Source organism: Gemmata algarum (genome assembly GCF_034097035.1).
In the GTDB taxonomy this organism is placed as follows: domain Bacteria; phylum Planctomycetota; class Planctomycetia; order Gemmatales; family Gemmataceae; genus Gemmata; species Gemmata algarum.
This window is the reverse complement of the sequence record NZ_JAXBLV010000056.1, coordinates 15938-35711: the sequence shown is the minus strand read 5'-3', so window position 1 is coordinate 35711 and position 19774 is coordinate 15938. Positions and strand designations below refer to the sequence as shown.

General features: G+C 67.8%; 19 protein-coding genes. 17 read left to right on the top strand and 2 right to left on the bottom strand.

Features of this window, described 5'->3' with window-relative positions; genetic code table 11:
• The first annotated feature begins 1 nt into the window (after window position 1).
• The 11 genes from R5W23_RS06545 to R5W23_RS06495 all read left to right on the top strand — a co-directional run bounded on the left by R5W23_RS06545 (window position 2) and on the right by R5W23_RS06495 (window position 11522).
• Entirely contained in the window at window positions 2-1876 is a 1875-nt protein-coding gene (locus R5W23_RS06545) for a YHYH protein (protein WP_320685641.1), read from the top strand.
• A 37-nt stretch (window positions 1877-1913) separates the two neighbouring features.
• Complete coding sequence (locus R5W23_RS06540) at window positions 1914-3419, top strand: metallophosphoesterase family protein (RefSeq protein ID WP_320685640.1); 1506 nt, start codon at window positions 1914-1916, stop codon at window positions 3417-3419.
• On the top strand, window positions 3416-4888 hold the full coding sequence (locus R5W23_RS06535) for a metallophosphoesterase family protein (RefSeq protein ID WP_320685639.1): 1473 nt from the start codon (window positions 3416-3418) through the stop codon (window positions 4886-4888). Before R5W23_RS06540 ends, R5W23_RS06535 begins: the two co-directional genes overlap by 4 nt.
• A gap of 248 nt (window positions 4889-5136) precedes the next feature.
• Window positions 5137-5448, top strand: coding sequence for an ArsR/SmtB family transcription factor (locus R5W23_RS06530; protein WP_320685638.1), 312 nt, complete (start codon window positions 5137-5139; stop codon window positions 5446-5448).
• Window positions 5449-5504: 56 nt separating this feature from the next.
• Window positions 5505-6086, top strand: a complete 582-nt coding sequence (locus tag R5W23_RS06525; RefSeq protein ID WP_261185511.1) for a rhodanese-like domain-containing protein — start codon at window positions 5505-5507, stop codon at window positions 6084-6086.
• Between the two features lie 229 nt (window positions 6087-6315).
• Window positions 6316-6717: a rhodanese-like domain-containing protein gene (locus tag R5W23_RS06520; protein WP_261185510.1), complete on the top strand. Its 402-nt coding sequence runs from the start codon at window positions 6316-6318 to the stop codon at window positions 6715-6717.
• Between the two features lie 222 nt (window positions 6718-6939).
• Window positions 6940-8601, top strand: coding sequence for an FAD-dependent oxidoreductase (locus tag R5W23_RS06515; RefSeq protein ID WP_320685637.1), 1662 nt, complete (start codon window positions 6940-6942; stop codon window positions 8599-8601).
• Window positions 8598-9146, top strand: coding sequence for a DsrE family protein (locus tag R5W23_RS06510; protein WP_261185508.1), 549 nt, complete (start codon window positions 8598-8600; stop codon window positions 9144-9146). Before R5W23_RS06515 ends, R5W23_RS06510 begins: the two co-directional genes overlap by 4 nt.
• A 137-nt stretch (window positions 9147-9283) precedes the next feature.
• Entirely contained in the window at window positions 9284-9463 is a 180-nt protein-coding gene (locus tag R5W23_RS06505; RefSeq protein WP_320685636.1) for a hypothetical protein, read from the top strand.
• Between the two features lie 298 nt (window positions 9464-9761).
• Complete coding sequence (locus R5W23_RS06500) at window positions 9762-9935, top strand: hypothetical protein (protein WP_320685635.1); 174 nt, start codon at window positions 9762-9764, stop codon at window positions 9933-9935.
• Between the two features lie 648 nt (window positions 9936-10583).
• Window positions 10584-11522, top strand: coding sequence for an aldo/keto reductase (locus R5W23_RS06495; protein WP_320685634.1), 939 nt, complete (start codon window positions 10584-10586; stop codon window positions 11520-11522).
• 79 nt (window positions 11523-11601) lie between these two features.
• On the opposite strand, the gene R5W23_RS06490 is transcribed toward R5W23_RS06495, so the two are convergent.
• Entirely contained in the window at window positions 11602-12024 is a 423-nt protein-coding gene (locus R5W23_RS06490) for a response regulator (protein WP_261185503.1), read from the bottom strand.
• Between the two features lie 334 nt (window positions 12025-12358).
• On the opposite strand from R5W23_RS06490, the gene R5W23_RS06485 reads away from it, so the two are divergent.
• From R5W23_RS06485 to R5W23_RS06465, 5 genes are all read left to right on the top strand, one after another.
• Window positions 12359-12961, top strand: coding sequence for a hypothetical protein (locus R5W23_RS06485; RefSeq protein ID WP_320685633.1), 603 nt, complete (start codon window positions 12359-12361; stop codon window positions 12959-12961).
• Window positions 12958-13314: a hypothetical protein gene (locus tag R5W23_RS06480; protein ID WP_320685632.1), complete on the top strand. Its 357-nt coding sequence runs from the start codon at window positions 12958-12960 to the stop codon at window positions 13312-13314. The genes R5W23_RS06485 and R5W23_RS06480 overlap by 4 nt, the downstream gene beginning before the upstream one ends.
• Window positions 13311-13994, top strand: coding sequence for an ImmA/IrrE family metallo-endopeptidase (locus R5W23_RS06475; RefSeq protein WP_320685631.1), 684 nt, complete (start codon window positions 13311-13313; stop codon window positions 13992-13994). The genes R5W23_RS06480 and R5W23_RS06475 overlap by 4 nt, the downstream gene beginning before the upstream one ends.
• Window positions 13995-14092: 98 nt before the next feature.
• Window positions 14093-15340: a hypothetical protein gene (locus R5W23_RS06470; RefSeq protein ID WP_320685630.1), complete on the top strand. Its 1248-nt coding sequence runs from the start codon at window positions 14093-14095 to the stop codon at window positions 15338-15340.
• A gap of 40 nt (window positions 15341-15380) precedes the next feature.
• A complete protein-coding gene (locus R5W23_RS06465; RefSeq protein WP_320685629.1) occupies window positions 15381-17261 on the top strand; it encodes an ATP-binding protein in 1881 nt (626 codons plus the stop codon).
• Between the two features lie 1248 nt (window positions 17262-18509).
• Here R5W23_RS06465 and R5W23_RS06460 read toward each other — a convergent pair.
• A complete protein-coding gene (locus tag R5W23_RS06460) occupies window positions 18510-18881 on the bottom strand; it encodes a hypothetical protein (protein WP_320685628.1) in 372 nt (123 codons plus the stop codon).
• Between the two features lie 218 nt (window positions 18882-19099).
• Between R5W23_RS06460 and R5W23_RS06455 the strand changes: the two genes are divergently transcribed.
• Entirely contained in the window at window positions 19100-19705 is a 606-nt protein-coding gene (locus R5W23_RS06455) for an RNA polymerase sigma factor (RefSeq protein ID WP_261185495.1), read from the top strand.
• Window positions 19706-19774 lie beyond the last annotated feature (69 nt).

The following is a 19774-nucleotide window of genomic DNA, read 5'->3' as shown; positions in this document are numbered from 1 at the left end:
CGTGACCCGACCAGCGTGTTGGTGCTTCGCCCTGCTGCTCTCACTCGGCGGCGCGACCCACGCCCACGACGGCGACCACCCGCCGGACCTGCGGGTGTGGAAGGACGCGGACGGGCTGTTCGAGATCGAAGGGGCGTTCGTGCTGGCCCGCGACGGGCGGGTGCAAATCCTCAAGCACGGCGGGGCGACGGTGTGGGTGCCGCTCGACAAGTTGAGCGCGGCCGACCGCGCGTGGGTTCGGGACCGGGGCGAGGCAATCCGCCGGCTCAACGGCGGGACCGCGGAAGCCCCGCCGGAGGCCGCGGCCCCCGGTTCTGCGGCCAGCAACGAATCCCCGAACCCGGCCTGGGCCGTCTTCGCCGTGTTCGGGCTCGCGTTCGTGGCGGCGGTGGTCCGCAGAACGGCGAAGGGCGGTCGCGGCGTCGCGGTCGCGGCGCTGCTCGTCACCGGCACGGTCAGCGCCCTCGCCGTCGCCCAGGACGGCAAGCCGAAGCCGGCGATCCAGGCCCACTTCGAGCCGTTCAAGGACAAGCTCCAGTACCGCAGCGACGACACGTGGTTCTACGTCGGGTCGAACGGGATGCCGGACCACCCGATGATGGTCGGCATCACGGCGTGGCAGCAACAGGTGCCGATCCCGCAGGCGTACACCGGCCGCAACGCGTGGCAGATCCCCCTGGTCCCGAAGCTGTCCGACAGGCCCGTGTCGGCGAAGAAGGCGCTGTTCCGGGGGGCCATCGCCCTGGCCGTGAACGGGGTGCCGATCTTCAACCCGATCAAGAACGACGGGCGCACCGACACGTTCCTGGCCGGCGAACTGGACGAGTACGGCGGGCACTGCGGGCGGGCCGACGACTACCACTACCACACCGCCCCGGTCCATCTGGAAAAGGTCGTCGGCAAAGGCAACCCCATCGGGTACGCGCTCGACGGGTTCCCGCTGTACGGCCTCACCGACGCGGACGGCAAGGTGCCGAACGACCTCGACGAGTTCAACGGGCGGACGGAGAAGGGCGGCTACCGCTACTACTCGACCAAGAAGTACCCGTATGTGAACGGCGGGTTGCGGGGCGTCGTCACGGTGCGGGACGACCAGGTCGACCCGCAGCCTCGGGCCTACTCCCCCCGGCCCGCCCTCACGCCGCTGCGCGGGGCCAAGATCACCGCGTTCGAGCGGGACGACGCGAAGAAGACGGCGACGGTGAGGTACGAGCAGGGCGGGAAGGCCGGCTCGGTCAAGTACACCGCCACCGCCGAGGGCTACCAGTTCGAGTTCACCGAACCCGGCGGGACGACGACGACCGAGACGTACAAGGCCCGCGACGACGGCAAACGCCCGCCCCCGAAGAAGAAAGGCGGCAAGGACGACCGCCCCCCGCCGAAGAACGAGGACGCGCCGGTGCCGAAGCCCGCGAGCGGCTTCACACTCACCAGCCCGGCGTTCGAGCACAAGGGGAGGATGCCGCCGGAGTTCACCGGCGACGGCGACGGCGTGTCGCCCCCGCTCAAGTGGTCCGGCGCACCGGGCGGGACGAAGTGTTATGCCCTGCAACTGTGGCACAAGCCGAGGGCGGACGGCGACGAGGTGAAGTCGTACTGGGTGGTTGCGAACATCCCCGCCACGGTCACGGGCCTGGAGAAGAACAGCACGGGCGTCGGCACGGCCGGGTACAACGACAAGCGGCGCACCGGGTACGACCCGATGAACTCGAAGGGGCCGGGGCCGAAGGAGTACCACATCACCCTCTACGCCCTGTCCGCCGAGCCGAAGTTCGGCACGGACCGGGTGACGCGGGCCGACCTGCTCGGGGCGATCAAGGACATCACCCTCGCCGAGACGACGCTCAGCTACACCTACGAGCGGAAGGCGAAGTAAGACGCTCCCGCCGCCTCACCCAATCCGAGGAGCCAGCGTGGATCATGAACCCGACCGGCGAGCCTTCCTGGGGGCCGCCGCAGCCGTGGCCGGCGGACTGACGCTGGCCCCCGAATCCGCGATGGGCCAGCCGAAAGGAGCGAACGCAGGCGCCTACGCCCTGCCCGCCGACCTGTCGGCCCACAACGCGCTCTCGCTGGTGCTGGGCCGGGCCGGGGACAAGTCGGTGACGGCCAACCTCGTCGCCGCCGACCGCCTCGAAGCGTTCATCGAGTACGGCACCGAGGCGGGCAAGTACGCCCTGAAGACGCCGCCGACGGCCCTCGCCCCCGGCCAGCCCGTCGAGGTGGCGATTCCCGACCTCCGGCCCGGCACCCGGTACTTCTATCGGCTCAACTTCCGCAGACCCGGCGACGCCGCGTTCAACGCCCGAGCCGAGTGCCAGTTCCACACCCAGCGGAAGCCCGGCGACACGTTCACCTTCTGCGTGCAGGGGGACTCGCACCCGGAACGCCCGCAGATGAGCGAGCCGAACCTGTACGCCCGGACGCTCCAGCGCGCCGCCGCCGACAGGCCCGACCTGTACTTCTGCATGGGCGACGACTTCAGCGTGAACAAGGTGCGGGCGGTCAACGCCGAGAGCCTGACCGCCCCGTACCTGCTCCAGCGACCGTTCCTGAGCCTCGTCGCCCAGTTCGCCTCCCTGTACCTGGTGAACGGCAACCACGAACAGGCGTCGCTCTTCAACTTCAACCAGAAAGGCGAACTGCACGACGTGGCCGTGGGCGTGCAGACGGCCCGGAACAAGCTCTTCCCGATGCCCGCCGCCGAGGGCATCTACACCGGCGACGCCCGCGCGTTCCGGGGCATCGGGCTGCTCCGCGACTACTTCGCCTGGACGTGGGGCGACGCGCTCTTCGTCGTCCTCGACAACTACTGGCACTCGCCCGCCCAGGTGGACACCGGCTTCCCGGGCGGCGCCGGCAAGCGGGAGGACAAGCCGAAGAACCGGGACTGGTGGGACATCACCCTCGGCGACGACCAGTACCGTTGGTTCAAGAGGACGCTCGAAGGGAGCAAGGCGAAGTTCAAGTTCGTCTTCGCCCACCACGTCCTCGGCAGCGGGCGGGGCGGCGTCGAGATGTCGGAGTTCTGCGAGTGGGGCGGCAAGCCGAGGGGCAAGGGCGCGGGCGGCGACTTCAAGACCAAGCGACCGGGGTGGGAACTGCCGGTCCACCAGCTCATGGCCAAGCACGGCGTCGGGGTCTTCTTCCAGGGCCACGACCACCTGTATGCCCGCCAGGAGCGGGACGGCGTGGTGTACCAGGAGGTGCCGCTCCCGGCGGACCACCTCTACGCCACCCACAACGAGGACGCCTACACGTCCGGCACGAAGAGGGCGAACTCGGGCTACCTGCGGGTGACCGTTTCCCCGGACGAGGCGCAGGTCGAGTACGTCCGCTGCTGGCTCCCGAAGGACGAAACCGCCACGCAGAAAACGGGCGACATCGCCCACAGCTACACCGTCAAGGCCAGGTCATGACCCCCGTATCTCCCGCCGCAGCGTTCCGCGCCGGCTCGCTCGGGTTGTTGACGGCGGTCTTCGCCGCCGTCTTTCCGTCGAGCGGGCCGGCCCTCGCGCAGAAGCAGCCCAACGACAAGGGCGGGCCGAAGCACGTCTTCGCCGGCCCGGCGCCGGCCCACCCGTTCGACGTGATCCTCGCCCGCCCCACCGACACGTCGGTGACGGTCAGCGTGCTGGCGTACAAGGACATGACGGCACGCATCCGCTACGGCGCCGCGTCCGGCAAGCTCGACAAGCAGGCGGACGCCCGCCCGCTCAAGACGGGCGAGCCGGTCGAGTTCGTGCTGACCGGGCTGGAGCCGGACGCGCGGTACTTTTATCGGCTCGACACCCGCGCGGACGGGGAGAAGGAGTTCAAGGCCGACGAGGAGCACACCTTCCACACCCGGCGGAGGCCCGGCAGCGCCTTCGTCTTCACCGTCCAGTCGGACTCGCACCTCGACCAGACCACCCGCCCGGCGGTTTACACGCGCACCCTCGCCAACGCCCTCGCGGACAAGCCGGACTTCCACATCGACCTCGGCGACACGTTCATGACCGACAAGTACGAGAAGTTCCAAGACGCGCTGCCGCAGTACGTCGCCCAGCGGTACTATTTCGGCCGGCTGGCGCACTCGGCCCCGCTCTTTCTCGTCCCCGGGAACCACGACGGCGAGCGGCTCGACCGCTACGACGGGACCGCCGACTGCATGCCCGTCTGGTCGTGCCGGACCCGGAAGAAGCTGTTCCCGAACCCGTACCCGGACGGCTTCTACACCGGCAACGCGACCGAAATGAAGCACGTCGGTCGCGTCGAGAACTACTACGCCTGGGAGTGGGGCGACGCCCTCTTCGTGACGCTCGACCCGTTCTGGACGACGGCCAAGACCGGGCGCAACAAGGCGGACGGGAACTGGGGGCGGACCCTCGGCAAGGAGCAGTACGACTGGCTGGCGAAGACCCTCGCCGGGTCGAAGGCCAGGTACAAGTTCGTGTTCATCCACCACCTCGTCGGCGGGCTGGACGATTCGGGGCGCGGCGGCAGCGAGGCCGCCGGGCTTTACGAGTGGGGCGGCAAAGGGCGGAACGGCACGGACGTGTTCAAGGAGAAGCGACCGGGCTGGGACCTGCCCGTCCACCAGCTCCTGACGAAGCACAAGGCGTCGGTCGTGTTCCACGGCCACGACCACTTCTACGCCCATCAGGAACTGGACGACCTGACCTACTTGATGGTGCCGCAACCGGGGCACCCCGGCTTCGACCGGCTGCGGAACGCCGAGGAGTACGGGTACGTCCGTGGCGAATTCCTCCCGCCGTCCGGCCACGTTCGCGTCACGGTGGCGGCGGACAAGGCCACCGTCGAATACGTCCGCGCCTACCTGCCCCAATCCGAAACAGGTCAGCGGAAGAACGGGCAGGTGGGCCACTCCTTCAAGATCAGGCCGTAGCCCCTCAACCGCCCCGCGGGTTCCACCGTCTCGATCAACCCCGCCGCCCGCAACCTGAGAATGTCCGGTCAAAAGTCCACTCGCCGGAAGTCGTAACGTCACGAATTCAGGTCGATGCAACGTCTTGTGACTTGCTGACCTGACGACTTCTGACCGGTAATCCTGAATCGGTCGGGCGTGCGAAGCGCGAGCGCCCCGCCCTTGACATGTCTAAAGATCAAGATATATTGATCTGCAGAGGAGATGGCATGACCTCCGACACCCTGATTGACCTCGACCGCCTGAGTCAGGCGGCGGAATGCCTGAAGACGCTCGCCCACCCGCACCGGTTGCGGATCGTGGAGATGCTGCTCAAGGATCGGTACACGGTCGGGGAACTGGCCGAGGCGTGCGACATCCCCAGCAACATCGCTTCCGGCCACCTCCGGTTGATGCAGCGGTGCGGGTTCCTCGCACCCGAGCGGGACGGGCGGAAGGTCTATTACAAGATCACCGAGCCGTGTCTGGGCAAGTTCTTCGGCTGCATCCGCGAGCGGTTCGCCGGCCCCCAGGCCGGCTGATTTCGTGCCGGATATGTCTTTAAATCTCGACATTAACACCTTTCGGGAGGGCGTTCATGGAAGTCACGACCATCAGCCCGCACGACCTCGCCGCGAAGCGGCAGGGCGGCGCGGCGGTCGAACTCATCGACGTGCGAACCCCGGTCGAGTACCGCGAGGTCCACTGCCCGTTCGCCCGCAACGTGCCGCTGTCCGACCTCGACCCGCGGGCGGTCATGTCCGCCCGCACCGGCCCGGCGGACGCCCCGCTGTACGTCATCTGCAAGTCGGGCGGTCGGGGGCGGCAGGCGTGCGAGAAGTTCCTCGCGGCGGGGTACGCGAACGTGGTCAACGTGGCGGGCGGCACCGCGGCGTGGGTGGAGTGCGGCCTGCCCGCGAGCCGGGGCAAGAAGGCGATCGCGCTCGAACGGCAGGTGCGGATCGCCGCCGGCCTGCTGGTTTTACTGGGCGCGGTGCTGGGCGCGTTCGTTCACCCGTACTTTATTGGCCTGTCGGCGTTCGTCGGGGCCGGGTTGGTGTTCGCCGGCGTCACCGACACCTGCGGCATGGGGATGGCCCTGGCCCGGATGCCGTGGAACCGGGTCGCTCCGACGGCGAGCGGGGCCGGCGGGCCGTCCTGTGCGGTCAGCCGACCCTGATACACGAGCCGGCTGTTGGTGTCCGTTTTGGTTTTGTCTTTGTGGCACAGACAGGAATGCCTGTGCCGCGCGATAAGGCCGCACAGACAGGAATGTCTGTGCCACAAGAAACAGACAGAACTAGCCGGGCCGTGAAAGAGCTTCGGTCGGCGCAGCCCGGAAGACGTACCCGTTCTGACGCCGCCGGCGGACGGTGGCGATGTGGAGCGGCACCTCGGAGGAGATGGCGATGCGGACTTCGATCCTGCTCGGCGCGATGGTCGTGGGTTCGACCGTGCTGGTGGCCCCGGCGGGGGCGGCGGACCACACGAAGGACACGACCGACGCGATCAAAAAGGCACTCGCCGACGATAAGGCGGTGCTGCTCGACGTGCGCGAGAAGTCGGAGTGGGACGACGGCCACCTCAAGGACGCCAAGCTGCTCCCGCTGAGCACCCTCAAGGGCGGGGCCAAAGCCGAGGACGTGGCCAAGATCGCCCCGAAGAACAAGGTCGTCTACCTGCACTGCGGGTCCGGCGTTCGGTGCCTGAAGGCGGCGGACGAGCTGAAGAAACTCGGCTACGACGCGCGCCCCCTGAAGCCCGGCTACGCCGACCTGCTCAAGGCCGGATTCGCCCCCGCCGGCAAGTGACCCGACCCCGAGATCGCCGTTCCCTTGAGTGAACGAGAAGTTGACTGCGGAGGCGGGACCGGACTGTTCGCGGATGTGGTCGAGAAGAGATCGCCGGGTACGGGTTCCGCGCCTCAATGGAGAGCCACATGGTGGCCCTCCAGAGGGTCGGCCCGAAGGCCACGAGCGAAACGTGAGCACACCGCACCGGAGCCGCCCGCCTGAAGCCGAAAGGACACATTCATGAAGCTCGTCATCGTCGGCGGGGTGGCCGGGGGCGCGTCGGCGGCGGCCCGCGCCCGCCGCCTGTCGGAGGACGCCGAGATCGTGTTGATCGAGCGCGGCCCGGACGTGTCGTTCGCCAACTGCGGCCTGCCGTACCACATCGGCGGGGTGATTCCCGCGCGGGACAAGTTGCTCGTCACCACCCCCGAGCGGCTCCGCGAGCGGTTCCGGCTGGACGTGCGGACGCGGAGCGAGGTCGTGGCCATCGACCGGCGGGAGAAGACCGTCCGCGTTCGCGATCTCACCTCGGGCCGGGAATACGAGGAGACCTACGACAAGCTCATCCTCGCCCCGGGAGCCGCCCCGATCCGCCCGCCGGTGCCGGGGGCCGACCTCCCGAACGTGTTCACCCTCCGCACCCTCGCGGACACCGACCGCATCAAGTCCCTGGCGGACGGCGGCGTTCAGCGGGCCGTCGTCGTCGGGGCCGGGTTCATCGGCCTGGAGTTGGCCGAGAACTTCATGCACCGGGGCATCGCCACCACGGTTCTCGACCGCAACCGACAGGTGCTCCCCCCGTTCGACGCGGAGATGACCACGCCCCTGCTCGCGGCACTCCGAGAGAAGGGCGTCGAGGTGCTGCTGGGCCAGACCGCCGAGGCCATCGACTCCGACCAGGACGGGCTGAGAATCACGCTCACGTCCGGCGACACCCGCGTCGCCCAACTCGTCGTGCTGGGCGTCGGCGTGCGGCCCGAGAACGCCCTCGCGGTCCGGGCCGGACTCGAAGTCGGGCCGCGCGGCGGCATCCGGGTCAACGAGTACCTTCAGACCACCGACCCGGACATCTTCGCGGTCGGGGACGTAATCGAGACGACGGAGGTGGGCACCGGGGAACGCACCCAGGTGCCGCTCGCCGGCCCGGCGAATCGTCAGGGCCGGATCGCCGCCGACAACGCTTTCGGGCGGACAACGAAGTACCGCGGCACGCAGGGGACCGCCATCCTCGGCTGCTTCGGCACGACGGCGGCGATGACCGGGCAGTCGGAGAAAGCGCTCCAGCGGTCGGGGCGGCCGTACCGCAAGGTGTACGTCCACCCGGCCCACCACGCCGGGTACTACCCCGGTGCCGAGGGCATGACGCTGAAGGTGATCTTCGATCCCGCGACGGGCAAGCTGCTCGGCGCGCAGGGCGTCGGCGGGGCCGGGGTGGACAAGCGGATCGACGTGCTGGCGGTGGCGGTCCAGGCGGGGATGACGGTGTTCGACCTCGAAGAGATGGAGCTGTGCTACGCCCCGCAGTTCGGCTCGGCGAAAGACCCGGTCAACATGGCGGGCTTCGTGGCCGGCGGGCTGCTGCGCGGCGACCACCCGCAGACCGACTGGGAGTCGGTCGCGGCGGCGGCGGACAAGCCGCTGCTCCTCGACGTGCGGACCCCGACCGAGTTCGCGAGCGGCCACATCCCCGACGCGCTGAACATCCCGGTGGACGACCTCCGCCGCCGGCTAGTCGAACTGCCCAAGGACCGGCCCGTCGTCGCGTACTGTCAGGTCGGTCAGCGGGGCTACCTCGCCACCCGCATCCTGATGCAGGCCGGGTTCGCCGTGTCCAACTTGGGCGGCGGCTACAAAACGTACCTGTTGCACACGCCCACTCCCCCGGCGAGGACGACCCGATGAAGCGAACGTGCCTGAGCGTGGCAGCCGTCCTGTGCGCGACCGCCTGGGCCGCAGCCCAACCGCCAACCAAACCGATGCTGGTCTTCCCGATCATCCCCAACGTTGGCGGGGTGGTGCCGCTGCCCAAAGCCGCCGAGCAACCGCGCAAGGGGGCGAAAGTCGTGTTCGACATTACTGCCGACGCCAAGCCCGGCGACGTGAACAAGGGGCTGGAGCGGGTCGCCCGGCTGCTCAACCTCTACGGCTCGGCGGGGCTGAAGGCGTCCGACGTAACGGTGGCCGTCGTGTTCCACGGTGAGGCGACCAAGACGGCCCTGGCGGACGCCGCGTACAAGACGAGGTTCGGGACCGCGAAGAACCCCAACCTGCCCGTCCTCCGCGACCTTCAGAAGGCCGGCGTCGAGGTGTTCGTGTGCGGGCAGGCGCTGAGCTACAAGGGCATTCAGGAGGCGGAAGTTGAGAAGGGCATCACGGTCGCGCTTGCCGCCCTGACCGTGGTCGTCAACCGGCAGGCCGACGGGTACGCCCTCATCCCGGTCAACTAACGGCCGCCGCCCAACTCTTCCCGTTGAGGAGTGCAGCGCGACTCCGCCTGAGCGATCCGCCCCACCCTCGCCCGAACTCAAACAGGCTGAGGTGGTCCGCAAAGGGCCGATCCTTCTGAGCTTTTCTGCGGCCTTCTGTGTCGCAACTGACCCGCGGCGTAAAGCCTGACAGGCTGCAAGTGCCGCCCGACAAAGATGAGAAGGCGCAGGCCGATTTGCCCCTGGAATATCACCGCTTACAGCTTGTCACGGGCTACGTCTGCGGCATGACCGACTCATTCGCCAAACGCCTCCACGCGGATTTGACAAATGGCTGACGTGAACTCGGTCGTATTGCTGAAGGCACTCCTGCGGCGGGAGGTCGAGCTATTCTGCCGGCGACTCGCCCCCCTCTGGCGGGACATCTCGCACGTCGTTGACGCGATCCAGCGGAACCGTTGGCGGGCGGTGTTTTTCGGCAGCACCCTACGCTCGCTGCTCCTGTCGCGGCTCGTCGAGGGGCAACCGGGTCGCCCCCGTACTGTTCGGCAAGCTCATCAGCCGCGAGACGCGATTCGGCGGCTTCCGCCTGCACGACGCGGGGTGGGAGCTCGACGTTTGGCCGCTTGAGAGAACGTGGGGATCGTTCAAGACCGCATGGCCCGCCCCGACTTCGGGAACCTCCCGAGCACCACATTTCTGAACATCGAAGCGGCTGCCATCAACATCTGGCCGGATCGGGACGGGGAGCGACATATCTACTCGGGGCACGGCCAGTCCGACCGCCGCACCTCGCACGTGCATTCTTGAGTGCACCCCTTCGTTCCTGCGCGACCGACGGTCCGCATGCCATCAGTAAGGTAGGGACCGTGCGACCGGTACAGCGCTTCAGCCCATCGAACGGCGCGGGGGCAACGTGACTCAACCCGACAGCGCGACAGGCGTCACCAGAGGCACCGCTCGCGCGGTCGTTGGCGTGGCGTCACACAGGAACACCGCCGCGGACGGTAGCGATGTCGGTCCGGGAACTGGCACAGAACTGGCACCAGGCTACCCCGAAAGAGCGAGCCGGCCCGGACTCCGCTCCTGTTCGCTACCCCAGAGCTACCCCCCGAACTACCCGGGGCTGCGGACCTTCGACGGGGTTTGTGGGGCGAGGTGTAACGGGGGTTACAGCACCTCGAACGGGGGAGCCGACTGGACATTCGCGGGCGGAGAGGTCGCGGTTCGCTACCCACCTGCTACCCATTCGCTACCAGGGAACCGCCCGCGGAACCCGCGAATATGGCAGCCGCAGTCGGGCAAACGCGATTCCGTCGGCGATCGATTCTGTTGGCACAAGTAGAATACTGGCAATGTCTTAAATGATGGTCGCCGGCGTAGTTGTACCCCACCCCGCCGGACCCGGCGGGCATGAACGCGGTGCCACAAACGGGAAACGAGATGAGGTCACCTGCGATGCACGACGATCCGAACTGGCTCCCGCGGCGCGAGTTGGGACACACCGGGTTCGCGGCGACCGTGCTCGGGATCGGCGACTTGGCCGACCGCGCCGTGCCCCTCGAAACCGGCGTCGCGACCGCCCGCCGCGCCCTCGACGCCGGGCTGAACCTAATCGACACGGCACCGAACTACGAGGACGGGTATTCCGAAGAGATCGTCGGTCGCGCCGTACGAACGGTTGCACGCGACGCAGTGTTCGTAATCGACAAAATCGACCACCCCGAACAGCCCGTCGGACCGCAAATCGACGGCTCGCTCGCGCGCCTGGGGTTGGACCACACCGACGCCTTCGTGTTCCACAACCTCTCGGAGCGGGACGTGTTCGACCGCCAGTGCGCTCCCGGCGGCGGGTTCGACCAACTCGCCGACGCCGTCAAAAGGGGTAAGTGTCGGTTCCGCGGCATCTCGTCGCACAACCCGGACGTGCTACTCGCGGCCCTACACGCTGGTGTGTGCGATGTGGTGATGTTCCCGCTCGGGCCGTTCGTAGACGCGCGGTATGTCACGGACGTGCTCCCGCTCGCGCGGTCGCTCGGGGTGGGAACGGTGTGCTTCAAGACATTCGGCGCGGGCAAGTTGGTCGGCGACACGAGCGGCTACAACCAGCCGCTCAAGTCCCGGCCACGCGGCAAGGTGTCCAGCGGCGGCACGGACGACGCAAGCGCAACGTTGCCCCGACTCACCGTCGCCGAGTGCCTGCACTATACGCTCACACTGAACCCCGACGTCGCTTTGTTGGGGCTGAGCTACCCGAACGAGCAGGACGCGGCGTTCGCCGCCGCGCAATCGTTCCGACCGCTTGAGGCGAAGGAAATGGAAGGCATAAGACGCCGCGCAGTCGACGCGCGGCGCGACAAAGGGCCGTGCTGGTGGAACCCGGACCCGGAAGCCTGACAGTATGCGCTCGGCCGCATCGCAGGAGGCCCTTGTGCTCGCTCCCCGACCCGTAGCTCACCCGATACGGGGGGCTTGGTCACCCGCACGCCGTCGTGGGTACCGCGCGGGCCGCGAGGTGCCCACCGACCCAGTCGAGCAACCGGATCAGGTCGGCCGGCGCGACCGGCTTCACGAGGTGCAGGTCGATGCCGGCGTCGGCCGAGCGCCAGCGGTCCTCCTCGGACCCGCATCCGGTGACCGCGACCAGCAGCGGCTGCCGCCCGCCGGCGCGCTCGCGCAGCCGGCTCGCCACCTCCCACCCGGTCGGGCCGGGCAGTTGGATGTCTAACAGAACCACATCCGGGATCTCGACCGCGGCGTCACGGAGTGCGTCCGGCCCGCACGTCGCGACCCGGACGGCGTGGCCACACATGGTAAGCAGTTCGGCCGTGGACTGAGCGCAGTCGTCTTGGTCTTCAACGACCAGCACAGAGAGGGGAAGGCGCGGTGTCAAGTTCATCAAATCGGTCCGATCGGGCGGGTTCGGCGCTCGGGCGGCATTCACCACCCAACACGCACGAAAAGGGCGCGGGTTGCACAGGGTGTCCGGGGCGTGGTCCTATGCTACGTGGCCGGCGCCACGAGCCAACACCCGTCGATACTGTTGGTACGCGGGACATTTTACGCAGCGCATCGAACAATCGAAATCCCGATCTCGCAGGCACCACGTCGTAAATGGGGTATCTCCTGACGGGCTACGCCCGTAGACCGCTTTCCGGACCGCCAAAATCGGCAACGGACATCGGCGCGCGAGAGCAACTCGCTTAGGGTTTGTGCGTAACAGGAGGTGCGACATGCCCCAACCCCTCAACTGGCCGAGCGAAGACGAGGGCCGCCGACTTCACGCGACCCTGTGCGGCCCCGATCCAACCGCCGCATCCATTTTCGCAAACGCATTTTACGATCCGTTGTGCGCGTACCTGACCCGCAGCTACCGGCACGTCCCCGAAGATCTACTCGTGAGCGTCGCCAGCGATCTGATCCTGAAACTGGTTCAGCACCCGGAGCAGTATGACCCGAAACAACTTCCGGTGTGCGCGTACCTGCGGATGGCCGCGCGGCGCAAGCTGACCACCGCCCGCGAGCGAGAAACCCGGCGCCGGCGGCGCGAAATTTCGCTCGATTTTGTCGCGGCCCCGTCCGATGCCGGGAACAGGTTTTCGCGGACGGACGACGGGCCGAGTTGGGCGCACCCGGCGCTCGCCGCGGAACTCGCGGCCCTCTCGCCCGCGGAGCGAACCACGTTCGCGCTCCTGCGCGACGGGGTCCGCGACACCGGGGCGTTCGCCCGGGCGCTCGGGCTGGACACGGACCGCCCGGACATCGCGCTCGTCGTAAAACGGATCAAAGACACCCTCAAGGCGCGGCTGCGGCGCGCCGTCGGAGGTCGGTCATGACCACGTTCCCACTCGACCGGCTCGCGGAGCGAGCTTCCACCGAACCGTTCTTTCTCGGTTCGCGGCTGAAGGCGTTCGCGGCGCGCGAGCGCCTCGACGATCCCGCCCTGGCCGCGCGACTCGGTTGCGCCGTTCCGGTACTCGCACAGGTGCGCCTGTGCCGGGCGCCGCGGCTCGACTCGAGCGCCACGTACCGCGAAGACGTGACCGCGATCGCCACCAAGTTCGGTCTGAGCACAGTCGCGCTGGCCGAAGCCGCCAAGGCGGTGCCGGTCGAAGCGCTGGGGCCTGCCGGTGCGACCGAACCAGCGGGCGCGGTTCTAGCGGCGCGCGACCGGGGCACAACGTCATGACCGTTCGGCCGCCGGTCTGGGTGTGCGAGCTCGCCGCCCGGTTCTGGGCCGAAGTCGGCCCGCCGCCGCCGTTCCCGCGCAATCTGCGCGATGTCGCGTGCTGGCTCACCGATCTGACCGTTCAAGAAGTACCGGGCCTCACCCTTTCGCGCGCCGCGGAGCACTTCCGGCGTGCGGGCATCCCCTGTTCCGAAGCGACGCACGACCGCCCGCTGTGCGGGTGCTTCGGCGCACGCACGTGCGCCATAATCCTCATCGATCCCGATGACGAACCCGATCAACTCCGGTTCACGTTCGCGCATGAATTAGCTCACTTCCTCCACGACTGGCGCGAGCCGCGGCACCGCGCCAGTCGCCGGTTCGGCCCCGCCATCCTCGAAGTTCTGGACGGCACCCGCGAGCCCACGTTCACCGAGCGACTCGCGGGCGCGCTCCGCGGTGCCCCAGTTGGCCCCCTCACGCACTTCCTCGAGCGCGACCGGTGGGGCCGGGTGACCGGCGACGACGCGCACGAGGCGGAAGAGGCCGCCGACCGGCTCGCGTTCGAGTTGCTCGCCCCTTTTGAGGCCGTGAGCCCCGCCACTTCCGACACGCACCGCTCGCTCGCCGCGCGGCTGACCGGTACATTCGGGCTGCCGCCCGAACCGGCCCGAAAATACGCCGCGGCGCTGCTCCGCTAACCATTTCTCACAAAAGACCACTACACGCCTCCCGAAAAATCATCAGAATCGTGTCGATGTCAGCCTCCCGACGCGGAACGGCTTGACGGAGGTCGCCTATGTCGGACTCAGCTTCGGCCGTCGAGTTACCCGTATCGCGCCCCAGCGGGGCTACCAATGCAGCGTTCGCTGCGTGCTTCGATGAACCGCTCGAGCGGGCTCTCGATCTGAGCACGTGGCACCCAGGTACGGACCTGGTCCGCGAGTACGCCCGGGTCACCGCCGAAATCGAGCAGGCGGTGGAGAACGAGGACGAAGCCCACCGCGAGATCCGCGACAACGTCATCCCGCAACTCAGTTTCCTGGAAGGCGCGCCGCCGGAAGCGGGCCATTACGTCGTGCCCGAAGCCGACATCAAAGCGGTGCAGCACAACCTGCTGTTCAACGGCAAAACGGAAGCCTGCGACGGCACCACCCAGGTTCATGACACCCTCGCGCTGACCGTGTACCAAATCGGCGTGTGCCTCGTGTCGTACTCCGGAAACCAGGGCAGTTGGAGCCAGCGCCTCTTCCGGCGCGACCTGCGCGAGCGGCACGAGAACCCCGCAGAAGAGGTACTCCGTCTGTTGGAAACGCGGGCGGCGCGGGCCGGGTTGAACCAGCCGGACCGGCGCGACGGATTGTCCGAACTGGCCCAGCGCGCCGTCATGAGCCACGCCGAGATGGCCGCGCTGGTCAAGAAGTCCAACGCGCAGTGGAAGATGGGCCACGGCAGCCCGGCCCCGTACCAACTGCTGCTGAGCGCGAGCAACCCGGACGTGATGATCAGTTCGGTGAAGCTCATGCGGGACCTGATCGAGACGCACAAGAAGTTCGTGTTCGTCGCGAGCGAGCCCGAGAACCGCGCGTACCTCACCATCGGCCAAGCGCTGCGCCCGCGCGAGTACGCGATCGTCGGCACACTGGACGAGCGGATCGAACGGTTCATCAAGAGCATCCACTTCACTGGAACGCCCACCGTGGACGACCGGTGGGACGGCGAATCACTCGACCCGGAAGGCTGGGTGGCACGGTTCCGCGACCGCGTCGCGTCGCAAGTACTCGTGGGTGTGTACCGGGCATCACTGTTCGCTCCGGCACAGATCTTTTACGCGCACCGTGACCACTTCGAGATCGCCGCGCGGATCGCGCTGGCCGACAGCGAGATGCAGCCGAACCGCGGGTTCCCGGTGCTGATCGACCTCGCGGACCGCACGTGCAAGTCGGTGTACGGCGGCGGCAGCCTGAACGACATTGCCGTGGCCGCGTACGCGCGCAGTGGCGCCGGGTTGCGGTTCGGCAGCGAGCGCCAGAACCGGCCGGAGTGAAGACAGATCCTTCTTTCCTATTCCTCGCGGAGCCCACACCATGCCCGGATCGAACGGCGTGCTGACCGCTCAGCAGCAACTCGCGAACGAGATCGCCCTCGCGGGCGGGCCGAAACTCGCCCACCCCGACGACGCCGGGTCGGTCGGCGTCACCATGTTCGACCTGCCCGGCAGCGACGACCTTACCGTCACGGTGCTGCTCGGGCGGGACCACCTTCAGCTCGCGCCGTCGCAGTCGCTGGTGCGGATCAAGAGCCGCAAGGACGAGCGCAACTACCTCGGGGTGGTCACCGCCGGCCCGTTCGCCGAGCCGGACGGGCTCCGCGCCGACTCCGACATCCTCAAGGCCGTCGCCACCCACCGCGGCGACTACCTGCCGCCGTTCCACGGCCGCGTTCAGGTGACCATCCTCGGCGAAGAACTCAAGGGCGGCGAACTGGCCCCGCCCCGGCTCCGCCCGCTCCCCAACAGCTCGGTGTTCGTGCTCGACGACGCGGACGCCGCCCGCGTGCTGAAGTGCGGCGGGAACGTGCGGCTCGGGCTGGCGGTGGGGCACCAGACCGTCGAGGTCGGGGCGCCGTCGCACGCGAAGGCCGTGTTCCCCCGCCACACCGCGGTGCTCGGCACCACCGGCGGCGGGAAGTCCACCACCGTCGCCGGCCTCATCGCCCGGGCGCGGGCGGCCGGGATGGCGGTCGTCGTGCTCGACGTGGAGGGCGAGTACACCGCGCTGCACCAGCCCACCGACCACAAGACGATGTGCGACGGCCTGCGCGACCGGGGGCTGGCCCCCGCGGGCGTGCCCGAACAGGACATGACGGTCTACCACTTGGTGGGCCGCGGAACGGCGAACCCGGAGCACCCGAACCGCAAGCCGTTCTCGCTCCAGTTCGCCCGGCTCTCGCCCTATGCCGTGATGGAGATCCTCGACCTTTCCGACGCCCAGCAGGAGCGGTTCCTGAAGGTGTACGACATCGCCAAGCCGCTCCTCCGCGACCTCGACATCTTCCCGCAAAGGGGGCACGCCGAGCAGGAGCAGATGGCGCTCGACCTCGACGAGTTCGAGCGCGGCTACCCGCGGGTCACCGTCCCGCTGCTCATCGACATCACCCGCGCGTGCGCGGCGCGGGCCGAGCCCAAAGGCGACAAGAAGCGCGGGAAGAAGGGCGACGACGAGGCCGACGACGCCCCGACCTTCGACCCGTGGTGCCGCGAGTTGAAGCAGCCCGGCGCGGTCGAGCACCTGAACAAGCGGGTCCACGCCGCGAACCCGCCGGGCAACACGGTGTCGTGGCACGCGGTCCACGGCCGGCTGTCGCGGCTGAACCGGCTCAAGGTGTTCTTCGACGAGACCCGCGACGGCACCCCGCCGCTGAAGTACGCGAACCTGCTGAAGCCCGGCGCGCTGTCCGTGATCGACCTGTCGGACACCGGGTTCTCGGAGCTGAACAACCTCGTGATCGCGGACATCCTGCGGGGCATCCAGGACGCGCAAGACCTTGCGTGCGAAAAGGCCGAGCAGCAGAAGTCGGCGCCGACCCCGGTGCTGATCGTGATCGAGGAGGCGCACGAGTTCCTGAGCGAGGAGCGGATCAACAAGACCCCGGTGCTGTTCGAGCAGGTGGCGAAGATCGCGAAGCGGGGCCGCAAGCGGTGGCTCGGGCTGTGCTTCGTCACGCAGCTCCCCGCTCACCTCCCGAAGCAGGTGCTGGGGCTGTGCAACTCGTTCGTCCTCCACAAGCTGCAAGACCCGCAGGTGGTGACGCTGCTGAAGCGCACCGTCGGCGGCGTGGACGAAGGACTTTGGGACCGGCTCCCGAACCTCGCACCGGGGCAGGCCGTGGTCAGCTTCCCGCACTTCGCCCGGCCGCTCTTGGTCAGCGTGGACCCCAGCCAGGCGAAGCTGCGGCTGGCGGAATGAGAGGCCGGACGCAGCACGCCCCATGACCGGCGTGAGAAAGGCCCCTCTCGCTCGTGAGCGCCGGCGGCCGGGTCGCCGGCGCATCGGGTGTTGTTTCATCGCATTTCTCCCACGCCGCGCTTCCAAAACTCCGCGCGGCTCACTCTGGGGTGACCGACATCACGTTCTCGCCCAGAACAATCGCACAGCACATCCGAACTGGACCAGCCGCAAGGATTTATTCGGTATGACGTTGCGTCGCGTTGGCCGGACGCCGTCGAAACCGTCGTTTGCTTGCTTCGGGCACTCTGGCAAGCCCCGGGCGCGAGATTCGGTGGTAGCGACCACCCAGCGAACTGGTAGTCGGCCGGTAGCGAATGTCCCGTTGCTGACCAGTCCGGGTACCACCAGCGCCGTGCTGTAACCTCCGTTACAGTGCCCCGCCGTTCACTCGGGCGATGCGGTTGGTTCTGCCTGTTTCGTGTGATTGAAGCGTTTCAGCCAGTACGCCGCGCACGCGGAACCGGCCGGAATCCCATGACACGAAAATCAAACCAAGAACCGAGCCGGCATCGAATGCGTGGGGTTTGCCCTCGGCCCACGCGCGTGCAACGATCCCGTCAAATACCAGATGTCACGCGGCACGCAGGACGCAGTGACGGGAAAACCCGCACACGAGTTCCGGGGACCGAACAGAAGCTGGGTGAAGCCGAACAGATGGTCTGCCAGCGGTCCGGGACGCGTGCGCCCCGCAGCGGAGGGAAGGGCCGGGATGAAGGCCCTGCGGGTGCGCATGGGCACCCGCAGGGCCAGGCCTTGACAAGGAACGGGCGCCGACCGCCGAGTGGGTGAACACCGGCATGCGCAACCGCGGGTTGTACCCGTTCCGGGTCCGCGGGTTGGTCGCGGTGCGGGCCGTGGTGGTGCTCCACGCGCTCGTTCATAACCGACTGTGCGCACACAAGCACCCGCAGCGACCATAGGCGGCCCCCTGCGCCAGTTCGCTCGAAAGGCAAACGAACAGATAAGGCGACCCGCGGAGCGTGTGATCCGCGGAGCGGCGAGGGCGCAAGGGAAGGGACGCTGGGGGCAAAAAATCACACCGCTCGGAGCGAGCGGACCACACTCAACGGCCAACGCACGGGTACGCCGCACCAACTTGAAACCACAAAATATGGTGTAACGCGCGGGCACCGCGGCAGGTCCGCCGGTGCTACCTCTTGCCGAACTCTTTGAAGCGGATCGTGACCTCACGCGGGTGGCCGTCGGTCAGCACCTTGTTGAACCGCTCCTTAACGTGGTCCGCCTCCCCGAAAGGGGGCCGCTCGTCGCCGTGTCGCACGAACGCAGTGACGTAATAGCGACCTTCGGGTCCGATCCGCCCTTCGCGCCGACGGTGAAGGCTTTCTTCGTTTCTTTGCCCGTCACGTGGCTAAAATCCTTCAGCTCGATCTTTTCGATCAGATCGGCTGACCTATCCGCGAGTTGCTTGTTGATGCCGGACAGCCGCAGCTCCACCACGCGGCTGCCGAACGATTCAACGTCCTTTGGTGTGATGGCCGTTTCGGTTACCGTGGTGGTGGCATCCTTGTCTTCGGCCCGTACCGCATTGATGACGCCAGACGCGAGGATGATGAGCATAACTGCAATATTGATAGCAACTTAAACCCATTGGCGGTGTGGTATCGGGGGAAGCGATCGGTCACAAAAGCGGAGCCGACGCATGCGGCCATCGCAAACGATTGCCCCGGCACGTAAAATGAGGACTGATTTAGTGCAATCCTCTCCGCAAGCGGTTCCCTCACCGGCGCGTAAGCGACCGCTCGCGGAACTGGTATCACCTGTTGGGAAGCCAACGAATGTCCGAGCCGCCCCTGACGCGGGTCACGTTGCTCGCCCGTCTCAAGGACGGTCACGACACCGGCGCGTGGAGCGAGTTCGTTCAGTTGTACGGTCCGGTCGTGTACCGGTTCGCGCGGAACCGCGGGCTGCAAGACGCCGACGCCGCGGACCTCATGCAGGATGTGATGCGGAGCGTGGCCCGGAACGCCCACCGCATGGAGTACGATCCGAAGCGCGGGACCTTCCGCGGGTGGTTGTACACGGTCACGCGGAACAAGATTTACAACTTCCTGAGCAGTCAGAAGAACCGGCCGCGCGGGACCGGCGACGCGGACGCCCAGGAGCGGCTCGACGCCACGCCGGCGCGCGAGGAAGAGGGACCCGACGCCGATTGGGAAAAGGAGTACCAGCGCGGGCTCAGCGCCCGCGCGATGGAACTGGTCCGGAGCGAGTTCCAGCCGAACACCTGGGCCGCGTTCTGGCAAACGGCTGTCGAAGGGAAGAGCGCCGCGGAGGTCGGAACCGGCCTTAAAATGAGTTCCGGGGCGGTCTACGTGGCCAAGAGCCGCGTGCTCGCCCGGCTCCGCGACGAGGTGCAGAAGATGATTGCCGAAGAGAGTTAGTTCCGAACCGGAACCGCACCCTCACGACTCTACAACTTGGAACGTGGCCCGGAACCGGGAACTAACTTC